This window comes from Bradyrhizobium sp. CCBAU 51765 (assembly GCF_015291725.1).
Lineage (GTDB): Bacteria > Pseudomonadota > Alphaproteobacteria > Rhizobiales > Xanthobacteraceae > Bradyrhizobium > Bradyrhizobium liaoningense.
The window spans coordinates 4078675-4094786 of the sequence record NZ_CP030038.1 but is presented as its reverse complement, the minus strand read 5'-3'; the positions used below and the strand labels follow the sequence as shown (position 1 = coordinate 4094786).

The 16112-nt window shown below is 59.5% G+C and carries 20 protein-coding genes; 9 read left to right on the top strand and 11 right to left on the bottom strand.

What is annotated here, in order from left to right:
• Positions 1-83: 83 nt before the first annotated feature.
• The 9 genes from XH96_RS19695 (at position 84) to XH96_RS39185 (ending at position 5153) form a co-directional block, all read left to right on the top strand.
• Positions 84-281 carry a CopG family transcriptional regulator gene (locus tag XH96_RS19695; RefSeq protein ID WP_194393887.1) on the top strand — a complete coding sequence of 66 codons (198 nt, stop codon included), beginning with the start codon at positions 84-86 and terminating at the stop codon, positions 279-281.
• 377 nt (positions 282-658) lie between these two features.
• Entirely contained in the window at positions 659-1057 is a 399-nt protein-coding gene (locus XH96_RS19690; RefSeq protein ID WP_194393886.1) for a hypothetical protein, read from the top strand.
• A 185-nt stretch (positions 1058-1242) separates the two neighbouring features.
• Positions 1243-1965 (top strand): hypothetical protein, encoded by a 723-nt coding sequence (locus XH96_RS19685; protein WP_194393885.1) that lies wholly within the window; start codon positions 1243-1245, stop codon positions 1963-1965.
• On the top strand, positions 1962-2357 hold the full coding sequence (locus tag XH96_RS19680) for a hypothetical protein (protein ID WP_194393884.1): 396 nt from the start codon (positions 1962-1964) through the stop codon (positions 2355-2357). Before XH96_RS19685 ends, XH96_RS19680 begins: the two co-directional genes overlap by 4 nt.
• A gap of 5 nt (positions 2358-2362) precedes the next feature.
• Positions 2363-2836, top strand: a complete 474-nt coding sequence (locus XH96_RS19675) for a hypothetical protein (protein ID WP_194393883.1) — start codon at positions 2363-2365, stop codon at positions 2834-2836.
• Between the two features lie 198 nt (positions 2837-3034).
• Positions 3035-3316, top strand: a complete 282-nt coding sequence (locus tag XH96_RS19670) for a hypothetical protein (RefSeq protein ID WP_194393882.1) — start codon at positions 3035-3037, stop codon at positions 3314-3316.
• Positions 3317-3766: 450 nt separating this feature from the next.
• Positions 3767-4459 (top strand): hypothetical protein, encoded by a 693-nt coding sequence (locus XH96_RS19665; protein WP_194393881.1) that lies wholly within the window; start codon positions 3767-3769, stop codon positions 4457-4459.
• Between the two features lie 14 nt (positions 4460-4473).
• Positions 4474-4746, top strand: a complete 273-nt coding sequence (locus XH96_RS19660; RefSeq protein ID WP_194393880.1) for a hypothetical protein — start codon at positions 4474-4476, stop codon at positions 4744-4746.
• Positions 4747-4925: 179 nt separating this feature from the next.
• Positions 4926-5153 (top strand): hypothetical protein, encoded by a 228-nt coding sequence (locus tag XH96_RS39185; RefSeq protein ID WP_050991162.1) that lies wholly within the window; start codon positions 4926-4928, stop codon positions 5151-5153.
• Here the strand turns inward: XH96_RS39185 and XH96_RS19655 are convergent.
• From XH96_RS19655 to XH96_RS19605, 11 genes are all read right to left on the bottom strand, one after another.
• Complete coding sequence (locus XH96_RS19655; RefSeq protein WP_035715055.1) at positions 5101-5313, bottom strand: hypothetical protein; 213 nt, start codon at positions 5311-5313, stop codon at positions 5101-5103. The two genes, XH96_RS39185 and XH96_RS19655, sit on opposite strands and share 53 nt — an antisense overlap.
• Before the next feature lie 767 nt (positions 5314-6080).
• A complete protein-coding gene (locus tag XH96_RS19650; protein ID WP_246790135.1) occupies positions 6081-7595 on the bottom strand; it encodes a calcium-binding protein in 1515 nt (504 codons plus the stop codon).
• 549 nt (positions 7596-8144) lie between these two features.
• Complete coding sequence (locus tag XH96_RS19645; protein WP_194393879.1) at positions 8145-8315, bottom strand: hypothetical protein; 171 nt, start codon at positions 8313-8315, stop codon at positions 8145-8147.
• 315 nt (positions 8316-8630) lie between these two features.
• Positions 8631-8846, bottom strand: coding sequence for a hypothetical protein (locus XH96_RS19640; RefSeq protein ID WP_194393878.1), 216 nt, complete (start codon positions 8844-8846; stop codon positions 8631-8633).
• Between the two features lie 305 nt (positions 8847-9151).
• Positions 9152-10012, bottom strand: coding sequence for a hypothetical protein (locus tag XH96_RS19635; RefSeq protein WP_194393877.1), 861 nt, complete (start codon positions 10010-10012; stop codon positions 9152-9154).
• A 173-nt stretch (positions 10013-10185) separates the two neighbouring features.
• Entirely contained in the window at positions 10186-10818 is a 633-nt protein-coding gene (locus tag XH96_RS19630; RefSeq protein ID WP_035715023.1) for a hypothetical protein, read from the bottom strand.
• 82 nt (positions 10819-10900) lie between these two features.
• Positions 10901-12604 carry a cadherin repeat domain-containing protein gene (locus tag XH96_RS19625; RefSeq protein WP_194393876.1) on the bottom strand — a complete coding sequence of 568 codons (1704 nt, stop codon included), beginning with the start codon at positions 12602-12604 and terminating at the stop codon, positions 10901-10903.
• Between the two features lie 5 nt (positions 12605-12609).
• Positions 12610-12801 carry a cold shock domain-containing protein gene (locus tag XH96_RS19620; RefSeq protein WP_194393875.1) on the bottom strand — a complete coding sequence of 64 codons (192 nt, stop codon included), beginning with the start codon at positions 12799-12801 and terminating at the stop codon, positions 12610-12612.
• Between the two features lie 17 nt (positions 12802-12818).
• Positions 12819-13115: a hypothetical protein gene (locus tag XH96_RS19615; protein ID WP_194393874.1), complete on the bottom strand. Its 297-nt coding sequence runs from the start codon at positions 13113-13115 to the stop codon at positions 12819-12821.
• On the bottom strand, positions 13112-15178 hold the full coding sequence (locus XH96_RS19610; protein WP_194393873.1) for a hypothetical protein: 2067 nt from the start codon (positions 15176-15178) through the stop codon (positions 13112-13114). Before XH96_RS19610 ends, XH96_RS19615 begins: the two co-directional genes overlap by 4 nt.
• Before the next feature lie 76 nt (positions 15179-15254).
• Positions 15255-16112, bottom strand: a complete 858-nt coding sequence (locus XH96_RS19605; protein WP_194393872.1) for a hypothetical protein — start codon at positions 16110-16112, stop codon at positions 15255-15257.

Below are 16112 nucleotides of genomic sequence, written 5' to 3'. Positions count from 1 at the left end.
GGTAACTGCCTCTCTTGATCGGGGTTAGAGCCGAGGCGGAAGCTGGTACCTTCCCCTCGGCTTGCTTTTAGGGTAATGCCTAAATGATGGCAAAGTCAATAAAGGTAATGCCCAAAAAAAGGCGCGGGCGCCCGGCCACCGGCAAGGACCCGCAGGTGGTCGTCCGGATGCCGTCCAATCTGATTTCAGAAGTCGACGCATGGAGCGCAGCAAACGGCACGGTCCGCTCCGAAGCCATCCGCCGCCTCGTCGAGATCGGGCTGAAGGCAAAGCGCCCATGAGATGTTCTGGGTTGGCATCGCCCATAGCGCTCTTACTCGGGCGCGGCGATGACAAAGCGAACCAAGTGAGCCGCCCGCGGCGAATTGAGTTTGTGATTGCCGCCGTGCTGCTGGCCGGTTGGGGGCTTTATCGCTGGCTTTGCTAGGGAGAGTGCAGTCGCAATGTTGAAACACCGCGCCCCGAGCCGCCGCGACGCGCGGGCGCATCCGAGATGAAGTCGTTTTCACACTCGATGTGAACGCGTCCCTACCGCAATGGGTGCAAGGGAGGCGGCTAAAATAGCGGCGTGAAAAAATAGTCTTGCCTCGCCTTCTAGCCTCGTCCCTTGCGCTCACCCTGCGGTTGCGGTTGGATGCGGCTTTATTGGGGGGAATTCATGCCTAATTTTGCGGTGGTCTACGGGGTCGCATTGACCGCTCTCCTGATTGTCGCTCAAGCTCGTGCTGCAGATGAAAACGAGAGCACATATTACACATCATACATTCCACAAGGCTTCCCGGCGGTCCGTGAAAACCCGCAGGAGACTAGGTCGGACATAAACTTGAAAAGTTGCCGGGTCTACGAGAGCAACGGCTCCTATGTCCTCTACGTTTTTGAAGGCGACGCGCTACGGAAGCTGGACAGGTTTGGAGTTGCCGGCCTCGACGTTGACGACCGGAAATGGATTTCGGCCTACGACAACAGAAAGGCCGCGTGTCAGGCGCTGATGAAGCGGTTTGGCGGAGGAACGTATCTTGATCAAGCGAAGGCCTGGCTGAGAGAATGGCTTAGATAACAGAGTGCGTCGGCCTGATTGTGTGTCAGTCGGAAGACCGACAACGACAGCGGACTGCACGAATACGCAACGGGCAAATGAGGCTCGGCGAACCGGGTCAAGGATTGATGAGCGGCTGATTCCTTGGACAATCCCTCATGTAGATGGAACTTTGCTGAGAGTAAAACATCGGCTAAACAGTTATCATGGCCAAAGTAGAGCAAGAGCTAGATGCACTTAGTCGGGGTGCTTACAGTGCCTCAGAGGCACTTCGCCTGCTCAATTTCAGTCGCACGGCGGCTACTCGGCACATTTCACGGAACACGGTAGTCAGATGGCTACAGGGCTATGACTTCGGTCCAGACCATGAGGGGCATTCCGAGCCGCTTTGGCGTCCTGATTATCAAAATGACAATAATCTGGTGGAGCTCAGTTTCCGCGACTTGATCGAGCTTCGATTCGTAAAGGCCTTCCGCGACATCGGGATTGGCCTTCCGACGATTCGCGCTTGCTATGAGCGAGCCGCGGAAGAAGTGAAAGACGATCGACCTTTTTCAACACAACGGTTTAGAACGGACGGCAAGACGATCTTCCTGGAGATTACGGAGGGTCTTGACGAACCTAAGCTCGTCGACCTCCGCCATCGCCAGAACGTCTTCCGCACGATAGTCGAACCGAGCTTAAAGGACCTCGAGTTTGATGCATCCGCTGTGTCCCGTTGGTTTCCTTTAGGGATCCAGCGACGTTCGATCGTAATCGATCCTGCACGAGCTTTCGGCCGCCCGATCAGTAGCACCGGAGTTCCGACTGAAGTGCTGGCGCGGGCTGTTGGCCTCGAGGGGTCTACAAAAAAGGTCGCATTCCTCTACAACGTCTCGGTCACCGAAGTTAGAGATGCAGTGAGTTTCGAACGAAAGCTCGTTGCTTGAAACTGTTGGTCGATAACAACATCAGTTTCACCATCGCAGATTGCCTGCAGCCTATTTTTCCAGAGCACAAAATCGTTTCTTTACGGAATAAGTTTGCGGCAAACACGAAGGATGTTGACTGGATAAGTGCACTAGATGCCGAAGGCGGTTGGGCAGCTCTCACTATGGAGCGGCGGCTCAAAACGCGGCCTCATGAGCGGCTAGCGTTGGAAAGGTCGAAGATCGTCTTCTTTTTCCTGACGGGCGCGTGGCTGAAATTCAGCGTCGCCGAAACCGCTTGGCGCGTGATTCGCCTAGTCCCGTTGATGAGCACCCAAGTATCCGTAACCGAAAGCGGCCTTTTCGATCTTCCAGTCAATGCCAGTTCGAAGCTGCGGCCTCACCCCAGATAGAGCCCATGCAAACTGCTGACTGGGCTCTCATTATCGGTGTTTTTTCTTTAGTGGTTTCGGCGGCCGGCTTCCTCTGGAACGTTTGGTCGAAGTTCATCTATCCGAAAACCGGTGCGCTCGGCCATCATCCGCCGGCGCTTCTCCCCGCATCTCGCCGCGGCGGTAGGGCCGCCTCGATCTTGTCGGACAACGACGTGAGGGGCTTGCGGGCGCCCTTCTCGCCGTTCAGGCGTGGCTCCCGGGACCGTCTAGGTGGTCCCCGCCCGGTCGACCTCAATCCGCACTGCGCCGATCGCGTCGCTCTCCGTGGCTTGGGCGTGGTCCTGCTGGTCATCGACCGCAGCAGCGAGGGCCCGGGAACCGGCAACTCCGTGACCGGCGCCCAATATGGGGAAGATCTCCGCCACCTCAAGGGCAAATTCATGCTGCGGGCTACCACCCTAGCCCAAGCGTCGGCAGGGCGCACGCAGACCCTATGAAAATAGGCATTTCAGGGCGCCTCGTCGGCGACCGAGGAAGGCGGCCCCCTTGATGCCCTGCACGCTCGAAAATTCCCGGGTAGCGGACCGGGGGATTTCAGTCTGTCCACACCTACTAGCGGCCGTAGCTCGCGCGAGTCCCGAGCCACCAGGAATCGATAATTTGCGAGGTACTAACGATGCCGCTTTGATGGCGGCATGCCTCGTTCTCCTCGACGCTACAGGCCCACGCACGGTGACGGCCGTCCCGTGAAGATCACCTTTGGCGATATGCGCCAGATGGGCCTGCGCGGCGTCCTGGTCTACTGCCATTGCGGCCATCATACTGCTCTGACGGCTGATCGCTGGCCGAACGATGTTCGCCTGTCTGATGTCGAGCCGCGCTTCGTGTGCGGCGGATGCGGCAACCGTGGAGCCGATGTCAGGCCGGACTTCGCGAGCGGCAGTCCACCCCAATTTGCGTCTCAGAAGCGCCTCTGAGCATCCCCGCCCTGCCGTGACCCTTCGGGACAAAAGGGGCGGCCTCAGCTGGGCGGCAGCTGAGGCCGTTGGGGTCTGCTCCGACTTCAGGGGGGCTCTTGGGGTACACCGGAGCAAAGAAGGAATGCGCCAGATTGCCACTTGTTCCCGACTGATAGAAGGATCGTAGATCATAGCTCAGAGCCATGCTGCTCGGTTCGCACGCGCGCTAACCCACGCGTGCAAGGCGGCTGTGTCCTGAGCCATGCGTAACGTGCCTCAAGGTGGAAGGGTTGGCTCTCGCCGACCAGCACCCTGGACGGGCCTTGACCTTCAACAGCGATCGATTTCGAAACTGGTGCCGGCCCTTGATCTCGCGCGACAGTTGCGTTTTGATGCGCTTGTCGGGTCGGGGGATCCTCTATGCGTAGTTTGGGTATTTTAGCGCTCTGCGCCCTCTTGGGCGGCTGTATGTCGACCGGCGAGACGGTTTCTTTCCGAGCGTCAAATCCGCAGCAGCAGGCCCTCATGCGAGACGGGCAGCCCGCCCTCGTCTCCAGACAAAAGAGCTCGCTCGTCCTGGTACGACCAGCGTCGCGTCAAATGCAAGCGAACGGACGGCCGGTGTTTGTCGTCGGCATCAACAATCTAGGCAAGCAGCCGGTCGACTTCCGCGTCGGGCAAGTCGAGGCTGTCCAGCACGCCGCAGGCTCTGATTTCGAGATGAAGGTCGTGACCTACGAGATGCTGGTCCAAGAGGAGCGAAACCGGCAGGTTGCCGCCGCCCTCCTCACCGGCTTGGCCGCGGGTGCCAACGCTTACAGCGCCGCGAACGCTGGTCATGGCAGCTACACCACCCCCAGCGGACGCACCGGAACGTTCTACAGCCCCACTGCGGCTGTGATCGCGCAGAACAATGCGGCCGCTCAAAACGAAGCGATGATCGCCGCCACTGTCGAGACGGGGCAGCGCAACATGGCGGCATTGGAGCAAGCGGTCATTAAGGACAACACCTTGATGCCGGGTGAATGGTACGGCGGGCAATTGCATCTGGCGCCACCAGTTGCAAGTGAGAGCGGACGACCGAAAACGTACACTATCGTCATTACCGTTGGCACTGATCGGCACGTGATCGACATCGCGCAAGGACCGGCGGGAGCTTGAGGGAGAAACTCCGAATGAAGATCAGGCTGGTGCCGCTCTGCGCCGTAGCAGTCATGGGCGCTATCGCGACCACGCCTGCATGCGCCTGCGATGACGGACATTGGATACAAGAAGTCCTAGCTGATGGGCAGATTTTGAAGCTAGAGGACGGCAGTATGTGGAAGGTAGACCCGACAGATACGCCCACGTCGTCGCTTTGGTTGGCTGTATCTGATGTAATTGTTTGCGACGATGAAATCGTCAACGTGGATGATGGCGAAAAGGTTCAGGTTACAAGAATAAGATAATCTGCTTGGCGATGGTTCAGGCCTACAATTTAGTTCGTTCCAAATCCGGAACGCGGGAAGCAAAAGCCGCAGGCGTTGCAGATTTACAACCCTCACAGCCATTCGAGACACTAAGCTAGTCGAATGAAATGATGGAAGCGTATTTCATTCTTAGTTCAATATGATCAGCGGGGCGAAAGATGTTCGATGTCTATCGCAATCACAAGCGCGACTTGCTCGTTCTAAGTTCAGGCTCGCCCGTACCAGTGCTTTACTCTGTACATAAGTGGCGCAGGAGCAGGAAACGAGTTCTCAAGGTCAGCGACGAAATCAGGTCAGCCGTTCATGGACAGGGCTATTACGTTCGCAGCTTGGTTAGGTCTTCGCCGCACCATCCAGGTGCGCCAGCCCAGCCTCGATCACGATGATATCTTTCTCGATCTGTTGGATCGTACTTGTGCAGTCGATCCCGGTACAAGCATTGAGATCTGCGATAAGTTTGCGGCGCTGCGTCCGAAGCTCATCAAGCGCGGCTTGGTCCCTTAGGGAAACATAACCCTCCACGATCAGCTCAATTGCACTCGCCACCTTCACTCCCCGCCTTATTCAACACTACTACCAAGCTGATTTTTAAGCGCGCCGATATTGATTACACGATTCAATCCCGCGCTCTGAGTTCGTCTAAAACAACGCGCCTCCGAAACTCGTGCGCAGTGGCCGTCAAATGGGACCCAACGATCAGCCCTAGCCACTTCAATTTCAGGAGAGCAACGGGATCACACAGCTCGATAGACAGTCCGGCTCCCAGTATCGCAATGGCTCGTTGCTCCTCGGCGTCGAGATCAGTCCAGGAGATGCCCTCCGTCACCGGCCTCAAATTGTCCATGGGCGCCTCAAAATCCAAACGCGAACCTGATTTGCCGCAGCACATCTGTGGCCGCGTCGGTGTACCGCCCGTTGGTTAGGTATCGATCCAGTTGCGCTGTACTAATCAGCGCCACAACTGCCGCCGTTAAGCCCTTAAACATTGGGCCTCTCCTGAAAGAGACCGCCAACCGGGCGTGTCGAAGTATTAAGCCGTTCTCAGAATGCTCGCCGCAAATGGCGGCGTAATACACAATGATGACATTGACTTGTAACCAGTTCCTTAATGGACGAACTGGGCGCCGTGGGAATGAGATGAAGCTCTGCACCTGCAGGATCGGGACCGACTGCTGGGGGATCGATCCAGGGCGCTGAAACACGCCGCTGTCTCAGAAAAACGTTAAATCAGGAACAGCGGGATGCTCACTCCTGGGCCTTCGCCAGGCCCCGGCGCGCCCTCGATCTTGAATCAAGGCGAGCCTGTTTCCCCTTTAGATTAAGAGGTCATGCGGCGCGAAAATGAAATCCTGTGGCCTGAGCGCTTCCTCGCTGTGCACCACGACATCATTACCTGCATTGAATGTGATCGTGCTCTCGTGCGTCGTTGGATCGAATGCTGAGATGGTCAGATCGCTGAAGTTCACGATTCCGAGTGCCGAAACATCGATGTGGTCGGTTCCCAGATTTGAGAGCCCCTGACCAAAATCCTCGATCTTGTCGTGACCGCTGCTGAAATTGAAGGCGAAGTAGTCGTTTCCTCCTTTCGCGCGGCCGAGCATTACCTGAGCGTCGCCCCACATGTCGTCGTTTCCGGTGCCGCTGATCAGCCTGTCATTGCCGCCGTGGGCTCTGTCGGTCATAGTCTGCGCATCGCCAACTAAGGTGCTGTAACCACCAGAAAGAACACTGCCCGCTATAAGCGTATCGTTGCCACCAGACGCATCGCCGGACATTGTCAGTGCATCACCATAAGCCACGCATAAAAACGCCCTCGGGCCACCTACGAATTTGTCATCGCCGCCGACTGAATGATCCCGCATATTCCCGCCGGCGTCACCAAAGAACGTAGCCTCACCGATATCGTTTGCGGCACTGTCCATCGTATCGTTGCCACCATGCGCGAATTCCAGCATATCGCCGCCGGCGTCGCCGCAGAAATAGCTAAAGTCGTTCATGAAGTGGGGAATTGCGACAAACCTCAAGATGTCGTCCCCACCTTTAACATGGCCCGACAAATTGCCGCCGGCGTCGCCGTAAAAGAAGTAGTTGTCTTCAATGCCGCTGGTTGTAAATGCGTCGTTGCCGCCCTGGGCCCGGTCGGACATGTTTCCGCCGGCATCGCCATAATAATGGATGGTGTTGCTATGGCCGTTCGTTGTTAGCGTGTCGTCGCCTCCTTTTGCGTACCCAGACATGCTTTCGCCGGCGTCGCCGAAGAATGTGGTCGGGGTCCCGCTATACCCACTCAGGGCAGGACCGGTAATGAATGTGTCTTGGCCGCCGCTGGCGTGGTCGGCCATGTTGCCGCCAGCGTCGCCATAAAACGTATTGGTGGCCAAAATCCCAGACATGTAAGTGTCGTTACCGCCCCGAGCGTGGCCAGACATACTGTCGTAGGCATCACCGTAGGCGATGTTCGTGGAAGGAGGCTGTTGGAAGTGGCTGTCGCCACCCGAAAAGGTGTCATCGCCACCGGTGGCGTGATCGGACATGTTTCCGCCCGCGTCACCGATCAACGTGTTGATCGAGTCCGCCCCACCGCTGAATGTGTCGGCACCACCTCTCGCGTGATCGGACATGTCTCGACGCGCATCGCCAACGAAAAAGTTCGTCGAGTTCGTGCCGCCGGTAAAAGTGTCATTTCCTCCAATAGCGTGATCGAGCAGGCTTCCACCGGCATCCCCATATAGCAAGTTGATCACGTCCGCAGCGCCGACCAAAACGTCGTTTGTTCCGATGTCGTGATCTGTCAGATCACCTGCGGTAATCCGAACTCGCTTGACCATATCTCGCCTCCCCTTGCTGCATCCCCACGTAAGAAACGAATCACCAAGCCACGCTACGGCTCAAAAGGTCAGTGTTGTTGCTGCCGCTTGATCACTAGTTGAAGCGCAAGAGCCTTCGTTCGGCAGAGGAACTCGCAATTGAGGGCAGCCTGCCTTGTTCAGCTTAAGAGGCGATCTTCTGCTCAGCCTCAAGAACGCGTCCACGAAGCGCTTCCAACTCGGCAATCTGAGCAGCGAGCGCTTCGAAGCGGAGCCGAAGAACAGCGGCCGCGGCGTCCGCTCGACCGCCGCGATTGCCCGCCTCGGGCAAGTTGGCCCATTCGAAGGGAGCGGCCGATCGCATTGACCCTGGGGAATTTTGGAAATGATGGAGACCAGTCATGGCCGGACCCTTCCGAGCGGGCGCAGGGGAAATAGAATAGGAAGGCCGCGCCGCGCTTCTGTATAATGAGGCAACAATTAAATCACGTAGCGACCCAAAAAGCATAAATTAAGTTAATTACAATTAATCACTATTTATAACACTCGCGCCGGAGGCTCTGTCGTTACTCAGTGCTTTTTCCCGGGTTCCTTCCACTCTGCTCTCCAGCCGAGCTGATCAAGCCGCTCCTCAAGGTCGCGCTTTGCTGCGGTCAGCTTCACCGCTAGGACCTGGTCCACGTCGGTGTGCAGCGCCCACAACTCATCGATGGACATCGCGTCAAGCTGATCTCGGTCCATTGCCACCCGGGTGTCCCTGAGATGCGTCGCTGAGAAAAATGCCCGGCGTTTCAGGCTCCAAGCTCAGGCACGGGCGTCATTTAATTTGGCTTATTTTCATATTAAATATCATTAACTCGGAGTATAAAGTCAATCTTAATCGCAATAAGACAGGCCGCCAGAGTAAACGCTGCTCCGAGAAGCGCCGCTCGCGAGAGACGGCCGGCATCGCCGCGTGCACAGCGAAGCCGCGGCCAGGACGGCACCGACCAGCGCTAACAACAGCCATCCGACCGCGGCCGAGATGCCGCGTGGAGCCTCACTGCAGAACGTCCCTTAGCGTTGCAGCAACGATAGAAGCCGCTGTCGGTCCTGCTGACGCTGCCGCTGGTTCGCGCGCATTGTTTCCAATTCGGCCTCCGCGCTGCTGATATCCTGGTGTTGCCGTTTCAGTTCGACGATCATCGCCTCCTGCTCGGCCAGCCGCCGCTCAGCTTCGACGACATTGCGCTCCAGCTGCCTCAACTCATCGAAGAGTGCATCGTTAAACATGGACCACCGCACCAAGGGCAAAAAGGAAAACGGCCCCGGCACAACCCTAAATGCCGGAGCCGTTGGAGGTTGCCTGGCTTGGGACCAAGCACAGCCAGCCTAGTCCGGCCCGGAAATTTGTTATGTTCACTTTTGCACAGGGCCGGTTGGTAAGGCCTGCGCGGGGTGGCTCCTGCGCCGGCAGCGAGTAGACGATAATGCGATAGGACGGCCCCGGGCCCGGGTAGAGAAGAATGTCGTGAGGCCGGGGCCGCTGGAGGTCCTGATGCCCTCGCCGGTCCAGACGGCGGAGCCTGCGCTCAAAATCAGCGAGCACGGATGATCTCTGCGCCGGTGACGCGCTCGCCTGCCGCTATCCTTGCCTCGGCCTTGCGGCGCAGCGCCGGTGGCGTCCCAGGTGCCGATAGCTCCACCAGCACAGGCCAAGTTGTGATGCGATAGAACTCGGGCCGATCGCCGTACATCCGCGCCACCCTCAGCATTTCCGCGGATTCCCGTTGCGGGAAGTCGAATTGCTTGGCGCGCAATCGGCCAAACTTTTTGTTGCATGGAGTCATGTCACGAAGCGCGGCCATCTGCCGGCCGATGTCGATATTGCGCTCGACGGTCGCAAGCCTTGCCGCGGCGGCACGCGCCTTGGCCGCGGCAAGGCGCTCTTGCTTCGTTGGCGGCGGCGCTAGCTCTGGCGCTGTTGGATCAAGGGCACGGCGCAGCTTGTGCCGCAAGATCCGCTCCAGCGCGTCCGTGGCCTCCTTCTCGTAGAAGTATTCCAGCGCGCGCATCTGCTCAAAGATGCCGACCAATGAGATTTGGTCAAATGCCTCGATAAGGGCGAGGCCGCGATCGGCATATGGCCCGATCGCGCCAGAGACGGCCCTGATATACCGCTCCGTGAGCGCGCCATCATTGCCCTCGGATTCGGTGATGCACCGTAGCGTCATAACGAGATGCCCCGTGCGATCTTGGTCGAACAAACTGCCGATATGGAGCTGTCTTTGAAGGTACAGCCGCGAGCCATCGTCGAGCGCCTCGATCTCCAATGCGTCGAGAACCGCTTGTAGCTTGCCCGGCCAAGGCTCGCGCGCCCACGCGTGAACCGAAGCCGGGATAGGCCCAGATTTGCAGCAATCATCGTCGTCCTCCAATCGGCTGCGACGCTTTGACATGACTACCCTCCTCCCTGGGTGCCGTTTGATGCGGCGGCTACCCACCTAGCCCGAGTGTCGATCGGGCCTTCGCAGACGCTACAAAATAAGGGGTGTGGAGCGGGCCCCAGGGCGCGGTTACATCCGCCGTCGCCCAAGGGGGGTGGCAGGGGCGAAAGACTGCCCCCGCCAAATCACATCCAGATCTGAGGCATCAGGTTGTCGACGAGCGCGCCGGCCTGTTGGACAGCGTCGGCAATCGATCCGTTGTTCGTCTCACCGCCCGTATCGACGCTAAGCGCGCTCTGCGTGGCGCTAACGATCTTGTACTGGACCAGGAAATAGTCCGTGTTGTCCTGGATCTCGGTCCAGCCGGTGGCCGGCGTGCCGTTCTGATTGTTCAGCCGGGCGCAGTGGATCAGGAAATCGTTGGCATCTGACGTGGTGATGGATCGCGCGCCGGTGTTTCCGGTGTCGGGCAGCGCCGCGTTGGCATCGAACGGAGTCGTCGCGTCAGCTCCGCTGATGCCCCATGCGGTAGCTGTGAGGAAACTGCTATCGCCCGCGCCGAGACTTACCGTGATGGCGTTGTTGAACGCGGCAAGAGAGGTGGTCCACCACAATTCGACGGTAAACGGCGCGTCACCGGCCGAGGCACGGTGTTGCCAAGTGTGCGAGCCGGTGTCGGTCACGCTCGCGACGGAGTCGCCATTGACTTGAATCGCGATCATCACGACAACATTTGCGTTCGATGTCGTGAGCGTGCCGACCGCGAGCGATGCGCCCGAACCGACCGCGTGGACCGAGCCGTCCAGTGCTAGTGCCATTCCAAAAGCCTCCTGATCTTAACCGGGGGGTGAGTTGCCCCCGGTTTTGGTGGGGTGGTGGGATTGAGAGTTCCTGTCAGGGTCACGGCGGCGTGCCGCCGGAACTCCACGAGCCAAAGGTTGAGCCGGTCGACATGTTGACGTTGTCGTGCCAATTGCCGTCCGTTTCGGATGCCGGGTAATTGAACACAACGCCCGTCCCTCCGAAGCTTCCGGCCTTGAGTCGCGCGTAGTTATCGTGAACGTCGATCAACTGGCTGCCCGGCGTGTACGGCGTAACGTAGAAGTTGATGTGGACGCTATCGCCGCAATAGAACGTGTTGTGGTGAATCGCGCCGCCGTACCACGGACCATTCGGGTCTCCGCAGACGCCCTGCACCGCGCCGCCGCCGCTGATCTCGGCGAAGGTGTTGTAGCTGAAATCAATTTCCGTGATGGCGCCGCCGTAGGTTTGCACCCAATCCGGATGCCATCCTAGAGCCGAGTTGTAGCCCGTGTCGTTCACGACGTTGAAGCGACAGGTCCACTTCGAAAGTTGGCCGTCGTTGTAGTAGCCGGCGATGCTGAAGACGTCGCACGCCACGTTGTGAATCCAGTTGTACTCAAAGATGTGATCGCCGTTTGCCCTGTAGTCGATCAGGAATTCCGGTGCGTTCGAGTCCGCGCTCGTGAAGCCGCCGTCGAATTCGCAATATCGGATCGTCGAGCCGGGATTGCCGGCGCCTGGCTGGTTTCGAATCCAGAGCGTGTTGATGCGGAATTTGCAGTTTGTGATGATGGCATTAACGCCGCCGTTCAGGGTCGCGCTGCCAATGTTCAAATACCAGCCGCCTCCCATCGAGAAGTCGTAGGCATCAATCACCACGTTGTCGCCGAGAATCGTGACGATTCGCGAGCCGGTGTCCACGTCGACACCCGCGATGGAAATGGTCGCGGGATCTTTCAGCGTGACTCCGGTGTTGATGCCTGTGCGGTAGTCTACGCCGGCCACACTCCACGGAGGACGCGCGGCCATTGCGTTCAAGAGGCTCGGGAATTGTGCCGCTCCGGTGGGAGCGTTCGCAGATCCATCTCCAGGGCTCGCAACAGCCGAGGCGACGATGCTAACGCTGCCAGTGTTGCTGCCGAGCGCGTTGGTCGCCTGGACCGTGAGGCCGTAGGTCTGAGCGGTCAGGCCAGAGGCGCCGGCCGACGTGACGGTGATCAGGCCGGAATTGTCGATTGCGAAGTACCCGGCGGAGTTGCCCGCAGTGATGGACCATGCGGTGGGCGTGCCGCCGGTTGCCGTGACCGTGCCGACGTGCGCGCCAGACGTGGCGGGAAGTGACAGATTGAACGTCGTTCCCACAACGACCGGCGCCGTGCCGACCGACACGCCGATGGATTTCGCTGGACTCATGCCGTAGCTGTTCGACGCGGTGACCGTCAGGTTGTAGACGCCATCAGGCGGCGCCGCAGATAGGCCCGTGCGAAGGTTGCCCGTATTGTACAACGCGAAATAGCCCGATGGATTTCCGGCTGTGATTGCATATGACGTCGGGCTGTTGGTGGCGTCGACATGCGCAATGAATGCATCGAAACCTAAATTGGAGCCGATCGTAAACGAGGTCGACGTGATGATGGGGACGCTGCCGAGCGCCGAGCGGAATGTGAGGCGAGAGGCGATCTTGCCTGCTAGCGGCGTCTTACCGATCGAGGCGGCCGTCATGCGGCTGCGCACGAACGCCTTGCCGACCAGCGCGACCGCGTTTGGGACGGGAAAGCGGACACCAACACCAAAGCGCATTTTGTCTACTCTCCGTGCTCTGGAAGCAACCGCCCTGCCCTCAGGCGCCCGTCTTTTGTCGGCCATTGCTCAAATTGAAGGCGCATCCCTATCTCCGGAATGACGCCTATCTTCTGGAAGGCTTTTATGTGAACGAAGAAATCAGAGTCGCCTTCGTCGGGCCTGATGAACCCATAGCCGCGCACCTCGTCGAACATTCTCAACGTTCCGATCTTCATTGTTGTGGCGCTCGTGCTATGTGCTCGATCGTGTCGAGGAGCAGATCAAATTTCTCTTCCGCCTCCAGCACGCTGTTCTCGGCCTGCCGCTGACATGGTCCAGTTGCATCGAAATAGGTACACGCGCGCAATTCGCGCAGCATCTCCGAGCGGAGATCCGTCGACACATGGCGCAGCAACATCCCCAAAGACATCGCCAGCATAGCCTCGCAGATCAGGCCCCTCTGCGTAGCGCTGTCGACCAGACGCTCCAGCTCCTGCAGCCGTTCTGCCGTGCTGCGTCGTCGGGTCATGGCGCCATGTTCCAAGTGGAGTCCGGGCGAGGATTGGACGGCGCCGCGGCATCCGGACTGCTCTTGCCGGTCGAGCCGGGACCGTTGCTGGAAATGTGGCCCGCGAGGGCGATGACGGCTTCAGCGCGGCGCACTACCTCGATCAGCGACGAGCCGGCGTTGACGTTGATGTCAAACTTTCCTGTGCCGTGCACCTCGCCGGTGACCTGCGCCGTGACCTGTCCTGCGCCGGTGCCGTAGGTCATCGTATCGGTCACGCCCGGCGCCGGAAATGACGGCGGAGCGAGCATCCGATTGCCGCCGGTGCGCGGGTTGCCCGAGACCCAGCGCCCTTCTGCCGGGACATATGTCGCGTTGCCGGTCGACGCCAAGAATGGAATCGGAGCGGCCGACGACGGCCATTGCGCATCATCGGGCTTGTAGCCGGACCGAGGATTCCGGTTCTCGCTCGACGGCAGCATGCCGAACGGGTCGGCCTTGAACCTGTCGAAAGCGCTATTGATCCGCCCGAACAGTGCGGTCCAGTCCTCGATTGAGTTTAGGATATCTTGGACGTTGTTGCGCACGCCCTCGGCCATGGCGGCCGCGGCTCCAGTCGATTCGAATTTCTGGAGTGCGCCCATGATGCTGTTCAATGTGCCGATCGACGACTCCGCCAGCTTCGCGTTCGAAGCGAGATTCGCCAGTTGCGTGCTGACGGCTTCGAGCGCGACTCCGACATCCTGACGATGCAGGTTCTCCGCTCCGGACATGCCGGTTGCGCGCTCCTGCTGCTCGCGGCGGCGCATGCGCTGCGCCTGGCCGCTCACCAGGTTGCCGGCTACGTCCGCCGCAGTACGATTGGAGAAGAACTTCGCGTTGAATGCCGCGACGGCCGCCGGGTCCGTGGTGTCGACATTCGCCTTTTTCAGAGCCGGGATGAAGTAATCATCGAACCATTTGTCAACATCGCGAGCGAAAACGCCCTGACCGACGAGGCCGGTGTCATTCCGCAAGCCAACCGCGCGCTGGAACGCATCGGCTTCCTTCTTCTGCCGGCCGCCGATCAGCGCGCTATGCATCGAGGCGAGTCCGGTGCCGGCCTGGGTGAACCCCATGTCGACGCCCAGCGAAGGCAGCACCGATGCAATGAACCGATCGCTTTGTCCGCGCGTCATGTCGCGGCCGTAGCGAATGGCAGAACGGAGATCCGCTGCCGAGTAGTCGGCACCGCCCTCAACCTGCGAGGCCCGCAGCAATGCGTCCAGCAAATTCGATGCGCGGGCTGGGTCAGTGATCTGGCGCGCGTCGATGACTTGCAGAGCCTTGCGCATCTGCTCATCGATCCGATCCGATCCCCAGAGCACCTTGCCGGATGTCATAAATCTGCCGAGTGTCGGCATCATCGCAAGTCCGGCTTCGGCATTGCCGAGCTGCATGGTTGCCTCTCGGCCCGCAGCTCGGAATTCCGTCCGCGATACGGAGGGGTACAGCGCCGACTGCCGGTCGGCTTCCTCGCTGATTGCGTCGGATTGCGCCTGCGTGAGACCGGCCTGCCGTTGCTTGGTGGACTCGCGGCTTAGCTCCTTCGTTTTGTCAAACGTGAATCTCGCGGCGCGGTTGGCCAAGTATGCCGTCGAGCCGACACCACCAGCAAGCAAGCCCCAACGCAGCGCTGCGGCGCCTGCAGTGGCGAAGAATCTGCGGCCTGATTTCGTGGCATCGTCTTGCGCGTCGGCGATGGCTTGATAGTGACCGACGACTTGCGTTCGCCACTGGCGCAACATTCTGTTGTGCTGCGAATTCGGATCGAACATGATCGACGGGCGACGATCCCGAGGCCCCGCGAACACCTTCTCGTAGAAATTGCCGTACTCCTTCGAGATGGCCGCGATGTCCTTCTCCGCGACCCGCAGGCGCCGCAGTTGCTTCTCCAGGTCATCGCCCATGCCGGAGAACCTGACTCCCTCCAGCGCCTTGGCGGTTTTCTCAACGTTCCGGAATTTCGAGGCGAGTTTGTCGAAGGTGTCGCCGGTTTTGTCACTCGCGCTCAGAATCGCGCGAGCCTCAATGATTTTCGACATTTACCCGTTACCCTTTGAATTGATGGCGCCGCATGGTCCGATGAAAAACCATGCGGCGCCGGGACGCCGGCAGCTTCTAGGAGATGACTGTGCCAGCCGGCGGCGACTTGATGCTTTCGTGCTTGGCCTCGTCCAGCGTCGGCACTGGACGCAATTCGATTTCGATCGGGCGCTCGCGCGGCTCCGCGGCGATCTCGCCCCTGGCCAATTCTGCCAGAACATCGTGCGGGTGATTGCAGCGCGTCCCGTCGTACTCGTAATGCGGGCCGCTCGCGCCAACCAACCGCATCTGCCACAGCGAGTGCGGTCGCTGGGCCGGCTCCTCCGGATGAAATTCGACTTCGTCGTACAGCGCGAGGTGGCATAGCGTCGTGTATGAGCCCTGCCCGATACGACCGCGGCCGCCGCCGTAGTCTCTCACGCTGTCTTGATCGCCGATCAGCATGCCGCCTTCCGTCGTCCACAACCACGTGCGCTTGCTCGTCAGATCCTGGCGAGGGAGCCCGGCACGAGTCCGCGCGATCGTTTCCGGCGGAACAAGCGGCTCAAGGCCATCTGGCAACTGAGCATTGACAGCGCCGGTGGCGATATCGGCTTGGGCGGCGTCTCGTAGGAGCGCGACCAGGATCGCGTTGGCCTTTTTCAGATCGCTCCTGATGCGGGCTGCCAACTTCTGATTTGCGGCCCTGCATTCATCGTAACGCTCGCGCAGCGCGACGGCATCCGCCGCGGCCTTGGCCTCGCGCTCCTCGTGCTCCAGCGTAACGATCAGCTCGTTAAGCCGCTCCCGCTCGGCATCGAGCGCATCGTGCTTGACGCGCCACTCCGTGAACGCTGCCGCGTTGCGGATCGCGGTCGGCTTGGCCTCGTCCAGCGTCGACAGCGCGGCCTCGACGGTCGCTAGATCGGCTTTGGCGCCGGATGAGTTGGACAT

Excerpts from the sequence above, each read along its gene's own strand:
- XH96_RS19695 (WP_194393887.1), top strand. The coding sequence starts at position 84 with ATGATGGCAAAGTCAATAAAGGTAATGCCCAAAAAAAGGCGCGGGCGC.
- XH96_RS19690 (WP_194393886.1), top strand. The coding sequence starts at position 659 with ATGCCTAATTTTGCGGTGGTCTACGGGGTCGCATTGACCGCTCTCCTG.
- XH96_RS19685 (WP_194393885.1), top strand. The coding sequence starts at position 1,243 with ATGGCCAAAGTAGAGCAAGAGCTAGATGCACTTAGTCGGGGTGCTTAC.
- XH96_RS19675 (WP_194393883.1), top strand. The coding sequence starts at position 2,363 with ATGCAAACTGCTGACTGGGCTCTCATTATCGGTGTTTTTTCTTTAGTG.
- XH96_RS19670 (WP_194393882.1), top strand. The coding sequence starts at position 3,035 with ATGCCTCGTTCTCCTCGACGCTACAGGCCCACGCACGGTGACGGCCGT.
- XH96_RS19665 (WP_194393881.1), top strand. The coding sequence starts at position 3,767 with ATGTCGACCGGCGAGACGGTTTCTTTCCGAGCGTCAAATCCGCAGCAG.
- XH96_RS19660 (WP_194393880.1), top strand. The coding sequence starts at position 4,474 with ATGAAGATCAGGCTGGTGCCGCTCTGCGCCGTAGCAGTCATGGGCGCT.
- XH96_RS39185 (WP_050991162.1), top strand. The coding sequence starts at position 4,926 with ATGTTCGATGTCTATCGCAATCACAAGCGCGACTTGCTCGTTCTAAGT.
- XH96_RS19650 (WP_246790135.1), bottom strand. The coding sequence starts at position 7,595 with ATGGTCAAGCGAGTTCGGATTACCGCAGGTGATCTGACAGATCACGAC.
- XH96_RS19645 (WP_194393879.1), bottom strand. The coding sequence starts at position 8,315 with ATGGACCGAGATCAGCTTGACGCGATGTCCATCGATGAGTTGTGGGCG.
- XH96_RS19640 (WP_194393878.1), bottom strand. The coding sequence starts at position 8,846 with ATGTTTAACGATGCACTCTTCGATGAGTTGAGGCAGCTGGAGCGCAAT.
- XH96_RS19635 (WP_194393877.1), bottom strand. The coding sequence starts at position 10,012 with ATGTCAAAGCGTCGCAGCCGATTGGAGGACGACGATGATTGCTGCAAA.
- XH96_RS19630 (WP_035715023.1), bottom strand. The coding sequence starts at position 10,818 with ATGGCACTAGCACTGGACGGCTCGGTCCACGCGGTCGGTTCGGGCGCA.
- XH96_RS19625 (WP_194393876.1), bottom strand. The coding sequence starts at position 12,604 with ATGCGCTTTGGTGTTGGTGTCCGCTTTCCCGTCCCAAACGCGGTCGCG.
- XH96_RS19620 (WP_194393875.1), bottom strand. The coding sequence starts at position 12,801 with ATGTTCGACGAGGTGCGCGGCTATGGGTTCATCAGGCCCGACGAAGGC.
- XH96_RS19615 (WP_194393874.1), bottom strand. The coding sequence starts at position 13,115 with ATGACCCGACGACGCAGCACGGCAGAACGGCTGCAGGAGCTGGAGCGT.
- XH96_RS19610 (WP_194393873.1), bottom strand. The coding sequence starts at position 15,178 with ATGTCGAAAATCATTGAGGCTCGCGCGATTCTGAGCGCGAGTGACAAA.
- XH96_RS19605 (WP_194393872.1), bottom strand. The coding sequence starts at position 16,112 with ATGTCCAACTCATCCGGCGCCAAAGCCGATCTAGCGACCGTCGAGGCC.